Source organism: Antarcticibacterium arcticum, from assembly GCF_007993795.1.
Lineage (GTDB): Bacteria > Bacteroidota > Bacteroidia > Flavobacteriales > Flavobacteriaceae > Gillisia > Gillisia arctica.
This window is the reverse complement of the sequence record NZ_CP042476.1, coordinates 2,081,782-2,095,508: the sequence shown is the minus strand read 5'-3', so window position 1 is coordinate 2,095,508 and position 13,727 is coordinate 2,081,782. Positions and strand designations below refer to the sequence as shown.

The 13,727-nt window shown below is 41.3% G+C and carries 13 protein-coding genes; 6 read left to right on the top strand and 7 right to left on the bottom strand.

What is annotated here, in order from left to right; all coding sequences use genetic code 11:
• The first annotated feature begins 35 nt into the window (after positions 1-35).
• On the top strand, positions 36-1,070 hold the full coding sequence (locus FK178_RS09470) for an App1 family protein (RefSeq protein ID WP_146834060.1): 1,035 nt from the start codon (positions 36-38) through the stop codon (positions 1,068-1,070).
• Between the two features lie 296 nt (positions 1,071-1,366).
• Here the strand turns inward: FK178_RS09470 and FK178_RS09465 are convergent, their stop codons facing one another.
• From FK178_RS09465 to FK178_RS09445, 5 genes are all read right to left on the bottom strand, one after another.
• A complete protein-coding gene (locus tag FK178_RS09465; RefSeq protein ID WP_146834057.1) occupies positions 1,367-1,993 on the bottom strand; it encodes a sterol desaturase family protein in 627 nt (208 codons plus the stop codon).
• 15 nt (positions 1,994-2,008) lie between these two features.
• A complete protein-coding gene (locus tag FK178_RS09460) occupies positions 2,009-2,623 on the bottom strand; it encodes a deoxynucleoside kinase (protein WP_146834054.1) in 615 nt (204 codons plus the stop codon).
• A 253-nt stretch (positions 2,624-2,876) separates the two neighbouring features.
• On the bottom strand, positions 2,877-3,200 hold the full coding sequence (locus FK178_RS09455) for a DUF6122 family protein (RefSeq protein ID WP_146834051.1): 324 nt from the start codon (positions 3,198-3,200) through the stop codon (positions 2,877-2,879).
• A 101-nt stretch (positions 3,201-3,301) separates the two neighbouring features.
• Positions 3,302-3,643 carry a DUF202 domain-containing protein gene (locus tag FK178_RS09450; protein WP_146834048.1) on the bottom strand — a complete coding sequence of 114 codons (342 nt, stop codon included), beginning with the start codon at positions 3,641-3,643 and terminating at the stop codon, positions 3,302-3,304.
• 246 nt (positions 3,644-3,889) lie between these two features.
• Positions 3,890-7,195 (bottom strand): amidohydrolase family protein, encoded by a 3,306-nt coding sequence (locus FK178_RS09445; RefSeq protein WP_146834045.1) that lies wholly within the window; start codon positions 7,193-7,195, stop codon positions 3,890-3,892.
• Between the two features lie 214 nt (positions 7,196-7,409).
• Between FK178_RS09445 and FK178_RS09440 the strand changes: the two genes are divergently transcribed.
• The 5 genes from FK178_RS09440 to FK178_RS09420 all read left to right on the top strand — a co-directional run bounded on the left by FK178_RS09440 (position 7,410) and on the right by FK178_RS09420 (position 11,130).
• Entirely contained in the window at positions 7,410-7,859 is a 450-nt protein-coding gene (locus FK178_RS09440) for a hypothetical protein (RefSeq protein ID WP_146834042.1), read from the top strand.
• 222 nt (positions 7,860-8,081) lie between these two features.
• Positions 8,082-8,510: a hypothetical protein gene (locus FK178_RS09435; RefSeq protein ID WP_146834039.1), complete on the top strand. Its 429-nt coding sequence runs from the start codon at positions 8,082-8,084 to the stop codon at positions 8,508-8,510.
• Between the two features lie 700 nt (positions 8,511-9,210).
• A complete protein-coding gene (locus FK178_RS09430) occupies positions 9,211-9,912 on the top strand; it encodes an SIMPL domain-containing protein (RefSeq protein WP_146834036.1) in 702 nt (233 codons plus the stop codon).
• 44 nt (positions 9,913-9,956) lie between these two features.
• Complete coding sequence (locus FK178_RS09425) at positions 9,957-10,331, top strand: DUF2255 family protein (RefSeq protein WP_146834033.1); 375 nt, start codon at positions 9,957-9,959, stop codon at positions 10,329-10,331.
• A gap of 85 nt (positions 10,332-10,416) precedes the next feature.
• The gene (locus FK178_RS09420; protein WP_146834030.1) at positions 10,417-11,130 is read left to right on the top strand and encodes an SUMF1/EgtB/PvdO family nonheme iron enzyme; all 714 of its coding nucleotides are present in this window, start codon (positions 10,417-10,419) and stop codon (positions 11,128-11,130) included.
• A gap of 142 nt (positions 11,131-11,272) precedes the next feature.
• Here the strand turns inward: FK178_RS09420 and FK178_RS09415 are convergent, their stop codons facing one another.
• Positions 11,273-13,132: an adenylate/guanylate cyclase domain-containing protein gene (locus FK178_RS09415; RefSeq protein WP_146834028.1), complete on the bottom strand. Its 1,860-nt coding sequence runs from the start codon at positions 13,130-13,132 to the stop codon at positions 11,273-11,275.
• A gap of 6 nt (positions 13,133-13,138) precedes the next feature.
• Positions 13,139-13,519, bottom strand: coding sequence for a hypothetical protein (locus FK178_RS09410; RefSeq protein WP_146834025.1), 381 nt, complete (start codon positions 13,517-13,519; stop codon positions 13,139-13,141).
• Between the last annotated feature and the right edge of the window lie 208 nt (positions 13,520-13,727).

Genomic DNA, 13,727 nt, shown 5'->3' with positions numbered 1-13,727 from the left:
TTAAGCTGAATACAAAATCAACTAACCCTCTTCAAATGCTAAAAAGGTTTAAAAGAACTTTTGGATCCCGAAAAATTGACAACGTACTTATAACGCCTTACCGTAGTTACGGCACTGCGCATCACTTATATTTGCTGGGTAGGGCCCTGGATGATGTTCCCTTAAAGATAGTAGAGGATCAGGGTTTTATAACTACCATCAAAAATACCTTCCGGCAGTTCAATACTTATGAAATTAAAAATGCAGAGGTAGACCTTCATATTCCGGACCTTATTAGTTTAACGGGCAAGTCAGACAGCGAGGGATATTTTCTATTTGACAAGACAATTTCTGAAGACCTGTCCTCCCGGGCAGATGAAGAAGGTTGGGTAAAGGTGCATTTGTATTTCAGGGAGGGAGATGGGGTGCCGGTTTATGAAGAAGATCAGCATTTCCAGGGGGAGCTTTTAATTCCTGAAAAGAGTGCCGAATACGGGGTAATAAGTGATATCGATGATACAATCCTGCATACCGGAGTGACATCCTTTTTAAAATTAAGATTGCTGAAAAACTCCCTGCTTACCAATGCCTATAGCCGGATTCCGCTTAAAGGGGCACCGGAATTTTACCAGCAACTACACCTTGGAAAGAATGGGGAAAACAAGAACCCCATATTTTACCTTAGCAACAGCCCCTGGAATTTATATCAATATCTCAAACTATTTCTGGACTTCAATAAATTCCCGAAAGGGCCGATCCTGTTGCGCAATTTCAGGGGGCCGTTTGACCGGTCGCTGAAACCTGAAAAACCCCACAAACAAAAGGAGATCATCAATATTCTTAAGACCTATCCCGATCTTAATTTCATTCTCATTGGCGACAGCGGGGAGCACGATGCCAGTATATATACCGATATTGCCGTGCAATATCCTGACAGGATCCTGGCGATTTATTTAAGAAGTGTGAAGCACAAGAAACAAATGCAGCGCATACGCAGCATAGTAGATAATTTTAAAACCACCCCGGTTTTAATGGTTGATACCTCTGTGGAGGCCGAAGAACATGCCAGGGAGAACGGGTTTATTATGTAGTCCCCCTAACCCCTGAAGGGGAAATTCAACGGAAAAAAAAGAGGATAGAGGAGCTTGCCCGAACATTTTGGGCGGGAGTGAAAAGGGGATACTGTGCGTTAATAATTTTTTTATTGCTGAATGTAACCAGAAAGATCGAAGTCTGCCGTTTACTGGCTATCGACAAATTTTTTTTCGCTATTCCCCGGTCCGCCCTGGCGGGTGGCGAAAAAAACAATAAACATCAAACCCCGAACCTGAGCGAAGCGAACTCACTACTCACACCTCACTACTCCCTATTCACTCCTCACTCCTCACTACTCCCTATTAACTTTCCGGGGCATCGTTCCAAACACCCTGTCCCATAGGCTGGAGGTCACCCCAAAGGCACGGTCGGTTTCACGGTAATGGTGAATGCTGTGGTGGTGCCAAAGGACTTTGAAGAAATTATTGGGTACCCGGAAGCGGTGTATGGAATAGTGGATTGCCAGATAGGTAGTGTATCCCATTAAGAATCCGGCAAGGAACCCAAATACATAATCGCCCATGATACCGCGATAGATCACAAACAAGAATGTAGAAATTATAAGGCTTACTACCGGAGGCATTGCGAGCCGGGTTTTATCTTTAGGATAGTCGTGATGAACGCCGTGCATGGTGTACGCTATCTTTTCTGAAGTTGGTCCGCTGGTGGGTAAATGGTAAAGAAAGCGGTGAGTGAGATATTCTATAAAAGTAAAAAAGAACATTCCTCCAAAAAAAAGCAGGATCATTCCGGGAACGCCGAAACCCTTCTCAACGATCCCGTAATAAATAAGAATTGCCGAGATCACCGAAAAAATAATAAGTGGGTAATGTATTGGGGTATGGGTTAGTCTTTCTAAAAAAGGATTCGCCAATAAGGTTGCAGAACCCTTGTGCTTTGGTCTTTTAGAAGTTTCCATAATACGGTTGTTTTATTAAAACAACCCATGCAATTCGGCATCAATTTTAGTAATGATACTCCCCAAATCTTCCGGGTTGTCTACAAAATTAATATCATCAACATCTATTACAAGGAGGTTCCCTTTGTCATAATTATGAACCCAGGCTTCATAACGTTCGTTTAGTCTACTAAGATAATCAATAGAAATGGAATTTTCGTATTCCCGTCCGCGCTTGTGAATTTGTGAAACCAGGTTGGGAATGCTGCTTCTAAGGTAGATAAGCAGGTCCGGGCCCTGCACCACACTTTCCATAAGATCAAATAAGGATTTATAATTTTCAAAATCCCGGTTAGGCATTAATCCCATTGCATGCAGGTTGGGAGCAAAAATATGCGCATCCTCATAAATGGTCCTGTCCTGGATGATTTTCTTACCGCTTTCGCGAATTTGCAGGATCTGGCGGAAACGGCTGTTGAGGAAATAGATCTGCAAATTAAAGGACCAGCGCTCCATTTTATTGTAAAAATCTTCCAGATATGGATTTTCCAGAACATCCTCATATTGAGGTTCCCATTTGTAATGTTTAGCCAATAGTTTGGTAAGGGTGGTTTTACCCGCGCCAATATTTCCTGCAATTGCTACATGCATATTTTGATAATTTTCCGGTGGTTAGATTGAAGGCGATGAAATTAAACGAATGCCGATAAAGATACAAGTTTTTTTTTGGCAGCTATCGCTTAGTGGAAAGTGGAAAGAGGAAAGTGGAGAGATATTTCAGCAAAAGTTAAAGAGAAAATATTAAGAGGAGTTTTTGTGTATTGAACATCATCTACTTCTAAAATTTATCCCGCAGAATCCGCAGAATTTCGCAGAAATTCCAAAACTCACTACTCACTACTCACTACCCAAACTTCATAAACAAACAGTCGATGGAATCTGTGATCATATGAAAAAACAGTCCTATAAAAACTAACCTGATGGTTTTGTGCCTTACAAAAATACTTCCCAGGATATAAACTCCAATGGCATAATAGGTATGAAGGGGGTGATAATTGATTCCGCAGCGGTTGGGATCAAAAAGGGGATCGGCAACTATATGGTCAACATCTACCAGCATAGTTGCCAGCAGGATAAGCCAGTTTCGTTTCCAGTTCTCTTTGTCATACCAGTACGCGATCGCCCCAATGGCAATAAAATGAAGGAAGTAATGGATGAAAGTTTGCATTTGGAGTTAAAAAGATAAAGAGTGAAAAAGTTAAAAAAGTAAACAGCCTGATTAATTTTGAACCTTGAACCTTGAACCTTGAACCTTGAACCTTTAACCATTTAACTAATTGACTCTTCTTCCTCTTGCGGATCTGAAGATTCAACTTTCCCCCGCAGGAGATCTTTCATCTTATTCCTGAGCACAATAAACCGCCAGATGCCTACAGTCACGAATAACACCGAAAATACAAGTGCCAGATAACCTATATAATGCATCTTCTCGTATTCCTTTAACTGAATAAGCGCAAGGCCCCCAAGTAGAAAATACAAGGCCGCCTGGGTATAGGAAAGCAAAGTGCGCTCATTCGCCAGCTTTGTTCGCTCCAATGCCAGGTGCTCTCTAATGAGGGTTTCGTCTATTTTCCGGGTAGTAAATAAACTCCCGAATTTTACTTTTCTCATTCCAATTATATTATTCCATTTTTTTTTTCGCCTTTCCCCGCCTTTAAAGTGGAAAGAGGAGCTTGCCCGAACATTTTGGGCGGGAGTGAAAAGTGGATAGTCAGTGCGGATAATCCCGACTAACAACTAACAACTAATCACTTTTTTTTCGCTTTTCCCCTTCCCTAAAGGGAGACGAAAAAAATAACTACAAACTACAAACTACAAACTACTAACGTTTATCGTCTACCGTCTACCGTCTAAAGGCTAATGACACGTACACCCCGGAGTGCTAAAACTGCCGGTGCTTTCATGCCAGGGGAATGCTTCATTATTGCGGGTGTTTTCCCAATAGAACTTGCCGCGTTCTTTTGGTTCATTCCCAATTTCATTCATGGTTTCACTCTCATACAACCTGCCGTTTACCATGGTATAAATAATGCTTTCTGAATTTCTTATGTCCTCCAGCGGATTCTCATTCAACACTATAAGATCTGCAAGTTTTCCAACTTCCAGGGAACCAATTTCCTTTCCAAGACCAAGGTATTCTGCCCCGTTCAAAGTGGCAGCGCGCAGGGCCTCCATATTGGTCATTCCGCCCATTTGCAACAACCACAATTCCCAGTGGGCTCCAAGTCCCTGTAACTGGCCGTGGGCTCCAAGGTTTACTTTTACACCTTTATCTGTAAGCGCTTTTGCGGTTTCTGATACCAGTACCGGGCCTTGCTGATATTCCTCTTCAGGCAGCATGGTGCGGTGTCTTGAGCGGGAATCAACAATGTGACGCGGAGTGAAATTCAGCAGTTTTTCGTTCTCCCACACATTGGATTTTTCATAGAAATAATATTCCCCGTTAATTCCACCGTAATTCACGATAAGGGTAGGGGTGTAGCCGGTGGTACTGTTGCTCCACAGGGTATAGATATCTTTATATACCGGAGCTACGGGAATGTTGTGCTCAATTCCCGTGTGACCATCTACGATCATATTCATATTATGGAAAAATGTACTACCCCCTTCTGGCACCACATTCATTCCAAGTTCCTTGGCAGCCTGCATTACCTGCTGGCGCTGCTCGCGGCGGGGCTGATTGTAACTTTTTACTGAAATTGCCCCGAAAGCCTTTGTTCTTCTCAAAGCCGAACGCGCATCTTCCAGGCTGTTGATATCGGCTTTGAAATCTCCTTCCGCGCCATACAGGATGATCCCGGTTGAAAAGATTCTTGGACCAACCATTTTCCCGCTTTTTACCAATTCAGAAATCCCGAAGACGGTCTCGCTCAATGCCGAAGGATCGTGCGCGGTTGTTACCCCAAATGCTAAATTGGCATAAGACGGCCAGTGTTTTTGCGGGGTTAGGCCATAGCGGAAAGCACCAATATGGGCGTGGGCATCTACTATACCCGGCATAATGGTTTTTCCCTGCAGGTCATATACTTTGGCGGCGTTTGGAACATTTACTTCTCCCGCTGCACCAAGGGCAACAATTTTATTTTCCTTTATCAGGATAGTTCCATTCTCGATCACTTTATCGCCGTTCATAGTAATGATCCTGGCGTTTGTAAAGGCGATCTGGCCTTTTGGAACATCAGCCTTTAATTCCAGTCCCACCTTGATCCCGGTTTCGGTAATGGGTGAAATAGTGTCGGGCGAATTTGGTAAAAACGTGAATTTTTCTGAAACCCGGTTGGTGAAATATTCATCGCCCAGGGTCCAGTGTATATTCTGGCTGTTATCACTCCAGTGGAGGTTCATTCCCGCATCTTTGGTGATCGCGGTAACAGGAACCGTCTTGCTTTTATCATCCAGGTCAATGGGTTTTCCGGTCATTACAAACGGTGCCACATAGGCCTTGTGCAAATTGGTGAAAGCGATCCATTGATTGTCGGGGCTTGGCACCAGCCTGTTGGCATATTTTGAGGTAATGTGGGTGCGTTCTTCCTTTCCGTTGAGGTCAACACTTTTAAGGCTCTTGGTAAGATTTCCGAAGAAAACCCCACCCGTTTGATACAGGATCCTGTCGTTATTTTTGCTGAAAACAGGGAAATCTCCCTCTTTGGTAATTTTTCGTAGATTCTCTCCATTGGCATTCATCAGGTAAATCCCCGGTTCTTTGGAGAAAGTTCGGCCCATATCGCTGTTGCCCGATTCCCGGGTGAACACGATCAATTTCCCATCATTTGAAAAGACTGGGTTGCGGTATATTCCTTTTTGAGTGGTAAGGGTGGAAGGATTCCCACCGTTTGCTGAAACTTTTTTAATTGCGCCATAACCTGCATCGGTCCAGGAAACATAAATGATCTCTTTCCCGTTAGGGGAGAAAGCAGGTTCAAATTCGAAATTATCATCTTTGGTTAAGCGCTGAGGTTTTCCGTTGGGAAGGTTCTTTTTCCAGAGATGTCCTACGGAATTGAATACAAGGGTCTTTCCATCCGGCGAAGTCACCGCATTGCGGATCACTTTCGAGCTGAAATTATCTGAAAACACCTGGTGTTGCGACCTGTGGGTTTCTGCGATCTCAATGGTGTTCTCTACCGTGAATGGGATCTCGCTTACCGCGATATTTTCGGTATTGATCCTTTTTACTTTTCCTTCGGCCCAAATTATAATATCGCGATTATCGGGCATCCAGTTGAAACCGGGATACACCCCGAAGATCGCCCAGGCTTCCTGCTGGTCTTTGCTCAACGCATCAAAAACCGGCCATTCCTCCCCTGTTTCCAGGTCGTGTATATAGAGCACGCTTTTGGTGCGTATCCTTTTTACAAAGGCAAGTTTCTTTCCATCAGGAGAAACCTGTGGCCTTGCCGCCCCACCCGGTCCACCGGTAATGGTGAGGGTTTCTCCGGTTGTAAGGTCATATCTTTTTATAACGTAGATTTGGCTGTTAGGATCCTTATTGTACTGGAAGTTGCCACCCGGGTACATATCCTCACTGTAGTACAGGTATTTCCCATCGCGGGAGGTGCTGGGTTCGTTCACATCCTGCTGGTCATTCTTTTTTTCGGTAAGCTGTATCCCTGCGCTTCCTGCAAGGTGGTATTGCCACATTTCACCTGCACCAAGCGACCTTCCTGAGGTAAAGTGCTTACGGGCGATAACCGAATTTCCATCGGCGGTCCAAACTGCGTTGTTTAGCAGTCGAAAAGTTTCTTTGGTGATCTGCCGGGCATTTTTACCATCGGCATCCATCACCCATATATTATCTCCCCCGGCGGCATCGCTGGTAAAAGAGATCCTTTTTCCATCTGGTGAAAATCTTGGCTGTACGGTATACGCCATCCCGCTAGTTAAAGCAGTAGCTTTCCCGCCTGAGACCGGCATTGAATAAATATCTCCCAAGAGGTCAAAGACAATGGTTTTGCCATCGGGACTCACGTCCAGGTTCATCCAGGTACCTTCACTGGTATTTAGCGCAACTTTGTTGATCTTCCAATCGGTCGTATAGGGATTGTTTACATCCCATTTTTTTTCGTCTTTTTTAAGCGTGTCATTTTTTGTGGTTTCCTGTTGAGCAAACAGGACTGCGGAAGACATTACAAGGAGTAAGGTCATCAAAATTCGGTGAAGCATATAATCAGGGTTTTTAAAGAGGGCTAAATATAAGCAATGTTTTGGTTTTTAGGACCAGCCTGCAAAGAGGTAGATTTGAAAAAATTTTAACAGATTTACGGGTTACCGTAGGTTCCTTTAACAGAATTTTAATAGATTTGAAAGATAGCGAAAAATGTACCAGTACAATTATTGATACGTTGGCAAACATTAATAAATAACCTAAAAGACAAAAATGAAAAAAATTACAATCGTATTACTACTGCTCCTTTCTTCAACCTCATTTTACGCCCAGAACACCACAAAAGATATTATTGACACCTTTTTCCGAAATTATGAAACCCACGGACCCTCATTGGCAGTAGATAAATTATATGAAACTAATCCTTGGACCAATAGAATCCAAGATGCTATAAATAATGTAAAAACCCAACTCGTAAGATTTGATGAAGAGTTAGTGGGGGAATATTATGGATATGAAGAACTTGTGATGAAAAAACTGGGAGATTCGTATGAATTACATTCTTATTTCCTAAAGTTTGACAGGCAATTTTTAAGATTAACTTTTCAATTCTATAAACCAAAGGATGATTGGCGTTTGTATAGTTTTCAATTTGATGATAAATTCGACGAAGAAATTGAAGAGGCTGCCAAGCTTTACTACACTGATTTAAGTGATAAATAAACGTTTGCCAACATTATATAAAAACAATGCTCAAACCCGTCTTGAATTGAAACTCTGTGTTCGCTTGCTCAGCGGATTGTGCTGCCGATGTTCCCTTGGGTCGGAACCTGCCGACAATCAAGTTCGCCAGCTCGCACAGTTTTTATACGAGACGTTGTAAGCAAGTGAAAAAAAATGAAAATAAATTATTAAATTAGATAAAAATTTAAAAGTCAATATATTATGAAAACTTTGAAAAAATACAACTTATTACAAATTATGGGTTTAATCTTGGTAATGACCTTCTCCGCTACTTCTCTATTCGGACAGGAAAAACAAGAAATAATATTATCTGATTTTTTAGTTACAGTTCAAATAGCTGACAATAACAAAATAATTATGGAATGTGATGAAGGTTGTGCTTGGAAAACTTTAACCTATTCTTTACCTGACAATTCAAATCCTCAGGCAATTAATGAGTATGGTATGACAGATCTTGAAAAGAAAGGTTCCCAGAAAAATGCAGACCTGTCTAAATTTCTATTCACTATTCAAAAAACCGGTAATAAATTAAACTTGAAAGGAATTGAAGGCACTGCGTGGACGGAACTAAGTTTCACTATTTCTCTACACGATAAACAAGCCATTAATCAAATGGGAATGACAGAATAATTACATTGTTTAAACGTACCTGCACATAACACGGTATAAAAACAATACTTAATTAGTTTTGAATTGAAACATCGTGCGAGCTTGCTCGGCGGATTGTCATGCGGACAATCACGCCTGCCGGCTCGCACTGTTTTTATACGAGACATTAAACACCAATTGAAACAAAAATGAGAAGAATTACAAACAAACCACATCTGATTTTTTGGATTTCGATACCTTTTATAATCCTGTATGGAATGTTGAAGAGTAATGAAATCTTGAATATAAATCTTGGCAATACATATTACGTTTTTAGCAAAACCAACCTTACCATTGCGATTTCAATTCTTTTTGCGCTAACCGGTCTGGTATATTGGATTATTCTAAAAGCCAATGGAAGGTTATCCAAACAGCTAAATTCGATTCATATAATTCTAACATTTGGCGGAATTTTAATTATTTGGATTTTAGCACAACTTTTCCGGGAACCGGTCAAGGAAAGTGGTTTCAATAATATACTGACATTAGTAATTTATTTGATTGCATTGCTTTCGATTTTCGGCCAGATAATTTTCCCCATTAATATAATAAACGGAATAATAAGAAAACGGGATAAACCCCATAGTTAAACAAGCCATCAACCCGAAATGTCACGTCGAACATCAAGCTCTTCAGCTCCTACTTTTTTTAAAAACACTCACAAAAAACCTCTAAAAACTCCATGAACAATCTAAAACTCCTCCTCCCAATGCTGCTTTTCAGCATTGTATCTTTTGGGCAAACCAAAAATTTTATTGATCAGCCTTATCTTGAAACAACCGCTATGGTTGATACGTTGGTAAAACCTGATATCATTTATCTGGACATCCTGCTTCGGGAATCTGATAACCGCAACCGGGAATCTGTAGAAGAACTGGAAATTAAAATGGCGGCCAAACTGGAATCGCTGGGGATCAACTTAAAAGAGCAACTTTCGCTTTCAGACCTTGGAAGTAATTTCAAGAAATATTTTTTAAAACAAAAGGATGTTTTGAAAAGCAAAGCCTACAAACTCAAGGTCTTTGATGCGCAAACCGCGGGAAGGGTTTTGGTGGGACTGGAAGATATTGGGATCTCCAATGTGTCCCTTGATAAAACCGAGTACTCAAAGATGGAGGAATTAAAACTCAATTTGAAATCAAGGGCAGTGGCAAAAGCCAAGACCCAGGCCGAATACCTTTTAAAACCACTGGACCAGAAGATCACCCGGGCCTTGTTTATTACCGACAAATATTACCAGACTTTTGGTTATGGCGGAGAACTCAATGAAATGGTTGTGGTGGGATACGGTGCAAGTATGAAGCAGGAAATAAAACAAATAGATATTGAGTTTAAACCTATACGGGTAGAAACCGAGGTTTCCATAAAATTTGGAATTGAGTAAAAACAACTGCACACCCTTACAACGCTTAATAAGCCAACAAGTTTATGTTTGAAAAAGATCTGTACGATTATTTAAATACTCACACCCGAATAGAGATAAAGGGTGGTTTGGACCGCCCCACATTTCTTCCAATCTGGATGGTAAATGTGAATGGCAGATTATTCTCCCGGAGTTGGAATAAAAGTGATAGAAGCTGGTTCACCGAATTTTTAAAATCCGGCAAGGGCCAGATAAAATACGGTGAGAAAATTGTAAATGTTTCGGGACATAAAATTGACAGCGAAGATGAAATCAATAAAAAAATTGATGCTTCCTATCTTCAAAAATATACACAACCTGAAAACATTCCATATGCCCAAGGTATCACCCAACCGGAATATGCCAATTATACAATGGAATTTAAGTTGGAAGAAAAGTAGCATTATTGCTTAGAAATCCGGTTTATGAAAACAGGTAGGTGGTTATTTTTAAATTATTATATTGGTTTTTTAAAACCCTCATTATATGCAAAAAATACCGGTGTTCCTGTTTAGCTTTTGGTTTTGTGTCGCATTTGGACAGAAAATGGAGCAGGGGATAGACCCGCCGGGAACAATTCAGGTTAATTCGGAGCTTTATATTGATAAAACCCCGGTGACCAATTTGATGTTTATGGAATACCTGAAGGTCAAACATTTTCTGGCCGGGAAAGGCTTTCAAACCTTTAAAGAGTATCAGGAATCTACAGAAGATACTATAAAGAGTTTGAATTATCTCTATTTATCCCCTTTAGTAAACCTGGAAACTGCACACGGGGAAATTTATAAAAAAGCCTATATTGAAGATTACAAGTATCATCCGGTGCTTGGGATTACAAAAGAAGAGGCAGAAGATTATTGTTCATGGAGATCAGGGATGGTTTCCTATTTATGGCAAACAAACCCGAAACACATTGCCAAAAGAGATTATGCCTCCCGCATAAATTACAGGTTGCCTTTCAATGAAGAACTTGCTGCGGCAAAGAATTATTTTCAGGATAAAGAACAGCTGCTCCTTGTAAAGGGGAAAAATCCTGTAAGATTTAAGACCACGAAAAACCCCAAAGATTTTACCCTCTTTAAGATCTCAGAATACACCCAAACTGATACCTTGTACGGCGAGAATTATAAAGGCATAGTGCCGGAATCCTTTCCAAATGATGTCACAGGTTTCCGTTGTGTTTGTGAAATTTTGTCTTAATATTTCAAATTAATCCTGGGGGCGGCACGAGAGGAAGTTAAATCCTCCATAGAATAATGAAATTCAATTCGCATTAAATGGTAGACTCCGGAGGGTTTTGTTTGGGGGTGGAAATTAACCCGTTTGAAAACAAGGGCAACTTTCACACCTGCACTTCCGGCCTTACAAGTTCTCCCCGGTCGTGTTTGGGGTGGTGAAATTTAATTGCATTCACGTAATACATTTTCATACTGCCTTTGCTTTTAACTTCTACTTTACCGCGGTATTCACATTCAAAATGAAATTTCACCAATTGATAGGTATTGTGCGAAATATTGATGCGTCCGGCTTCTGAATTTGTTTCCATTCGGGAAGCGATATTTACCGTATCTCCCCAGATGTCATAGGCAAATTTCCTGCTGCCTACAACTCCCGCTACCACCGGCCCGGTATTTACCCCAATACGTATGTCAAAACGTATTTCATCATCTTTTTGATTCTCTTTCGCCTCTTTTACAAAGTTGGTCATATCCAGCGCAGCGAGCAATATAGAGTGTGCATGGTCATGGGAAGGGAAGGGGAGGCCGCCGGCGCACATATAACAGTCGCCTACAGTTTTGATCTTTTCCAGCCCGTATTTCTCAATTATTTCATCAAATTTGGAAAAGTAAAAATCTACGCTTTCCACTAACACTTCGGGATCCAGATATTCCGAAAGGTTGGTGAAATCCTTGAAATCTGCAAACAGCACCGAGACCGATTCAAAGCGCTGTGATTTAACCCTGCCAAATTCTTTTAATTCCCGTGCGGTTTGTTCCGGCAGGATGTTCAGCAATAATTTATCAGACCGGTCCTTTTCATTACCAAGGACTTTGCTCATTTTGTTAATGTACAGGTAGCGGCGGTACAAACCAAAGGCAAGAAGTCCCAGCAGGACCAAAGCAATTCCTGTAGAGATTACTATTATTTTCTGATTCCTTTTTTGTTGCGCCAGGAGATCTACTTCGGTTTGCTTCTGTGAGATCTCAAAATCTGTTCGCAGGTCGGCCATTTGCTGGATCGCCTGCAGGTTTGTTACGCTATCACGATATACTATATAGTTTTTATAGAATTTATAGGCTTCTTTATAATTTCCGGCAGCTTCATAGAGGTTTGCCAGCTGCAGGTTGGAGTTCCCAATTTGATCCTTCAGCCCATAACGGGTGGCGAGTTCATGGCTGCGTTTTGCATAGTCAAAAGCGTTGGGAATATTGTTTTGAGCTGCATAAATATCGGCAATAGTACTAAGGTAAACTGCTATTGGGTAATACTGTTCCAATTCCTCCAGCATTTCAATTGCCTCATTGATATTTTTTTTGGCAAGGGTGTGTTTTCCCTGTGCGGCATACACCATCCCTACATTACCCAAATTATAAGCCCTGCCTAATGGATAATCTATTGCCTTAAAGATAAGCCCTGATTCTGAAAAATATTCCAGGGCCTCATCGTAATCACCACTGTTAAATGATTCATCACCCACATTGAGTAAGGCAGATCCTAACTTAATGGAGTCATTAACCTCCCTTAGAATCGCAATTCCCCGGTCATAATATCTTTTTGAAGTGAGGGAATTCCCAATCATGGAATAAGTATCTGCAATTGAAATATTTATGGCTCCAATTCCCAGCCTGTTGTTGCTTAGGTTAGCGTAATTAAGACTTCTGAAATAGGAATCAAGGGCCGTGGGATAATTTCCCTTTAATTGCATGGCATTCCCCTTTTGTAAAAAACCGCTGTGAAGGTAATTATACAAAGAATCTTTGGCAGCTTTGGTAATGAGAATTTCGGCGTATTCCAGTTTAATATCGGGATTGGTATGATTGTCGGCAATTGACTTTAAGGTTGGAAGGTCGTTTTCAAGGGACTCATCGGAATGATAAAGTGCAATGAGACTATCAGCCAGTGCCGGATTTTGAGCGGCAAGGCCGGGTGCGACCAGAAATATAAAGGCCGCCAGGATCCAGGCTTTCCCATTAAATTTCATTGGATTTTATGATTTCATTTGAAGCTTTGGATCATCCCAATATTCGGTAGCATCATTGGGAATTTTAAAACCTATCATATAGTTTTCAAATTTCCCCCGGCCCGGGGAGGGAGAAACAACGGTAGCTTCCCAGCTTCCGTTTTCACTTTTTGGAGGGGCTGCCAGGAGGTTTTGTGAACCCCTGTAGGCCGGCTGGGTGGGATCGCTGGGTTTTATACCGGTGATGGCTTCAAGGCCACTATTGGTGTCCAACTCCCATCTCACGGTATCATTAGGATCAATGTCTGTGGTAAGATCATTATTGCCGGGATTGTGCCCCTGGTTGTCCCGTAATTTTAAATTGTGTGACTGCCCGTTTCGGCTTACGTAAATAATTCTTTCTGCCATGATGTATAATTTAATCGTTAATTTTAAAAATAAGAACACACTTATTCCGGGATAAATTTACTGAGGCAGAGAAGTAGGGATTGGGCGAAGGGGGAATTTGGGAAAGGCCGCCAGGTGCCCCTATATTATTGAAAAGCAATAAGTTAGCAATTTAGAAAATTTTCCTGAAAAAAGCTATTTTGTAGAACTAATTTTTTTTATCGCTATT

Excerpts from the sequence above, each read along its gene's own strand:
- FK178_RS09470 (WP_146834060.1), top strand. The coding sequence starts at position 36 with ATGCTAAAAAGGTTTAAAAGAACTTTTGGATCCCGAAAAATTGACAAC.
- FK178_RS09455 (WP_146834051.1), bottom strand. The coding sequence starts at position 3,200 with ATGCAAACTTTCATCCATTACTTCCTTCATTTTATTGCCATTGGGGCG.
- FK178_RS09460 (WP_146834054.1), bottom strand. The coding sequence starts at position 2,623 with ATGCATGTAGCAATTGCAGGAAATATTGGCGCGGGTAAAACCACCCTT.
- FK178_RS09435 (WP_146834039.1), top strand. The coding sequence starts at position 8,082 with ATGAAAACTTTGAAAAAATACAACTTATTACAAATTATGGGTTTAATC.
- FK178_RS09440 (WP_146834042.1), top strand. The coding sequence starts at position 7,410 with ATGAAAAAAATTACAATCGTATTACTACTGCTCCTTTCTTCAACCTCA.
- FK178_RS09465 (WP_146834057.1), bottom strand. The coding sequence starts at position 1,993 with ATGGAAACTTCTAAAAGACCAAAGCACAAGGGTTCTGCAACCTTATTG.
- FK178_RS09410 (WP_146834025.1), bottom strand. The coding sequence starts at position 13,519 with ATGGCAGAAAGAATTATTTACGTAAGCCGAAACGGGCAGTCACACAAT.
- FK178_RS09430 (WP_146834036.1), top strand. The coding sequence starts at position 9,211 with ATGAACAATCTAAAACTCCTCCTCCCAATGCTGCTTTTCAGCATTGTA.
- FK178_RS09445 (WP_146834045.1), bottom strand. The coding sequence starts at position 7,195 with ATGCTTCACCGAATTTTGATGACCTTACTCCTTGTAATGTCTTCCGCA.
- FK178_RS09450 (WP_146834048.1), bottom strand. The coding sequence starts at position 3,643 with ATGAGAAAAGTAAAATTCGGGAGTTTATTTACTACCCGGAAAATAGAC.
- FK178_RS09420 (WP_146834030.1), top strand. The coding sequence starts at position 10,417 with ATGCAAAAAATACCGGTGTTCCTGTTTAGCTTTTGGTTTTGTGTCGCA.
- FK178_RS09415 (WP_146834028.1), bottom strand. The coding sequence starts at position 13,132 with ATGAAATTTAATGGGAAAGCCTGGATCCTGGCGGCCTTTATATTTCTG.
- FK178_RS09425 (WP_146834033.1), top strand. The coding sequence starts at position 9,957 with ATGTTTGAAAAAGATCTGTACGATTATTTAAATACTCACACCCGAATA.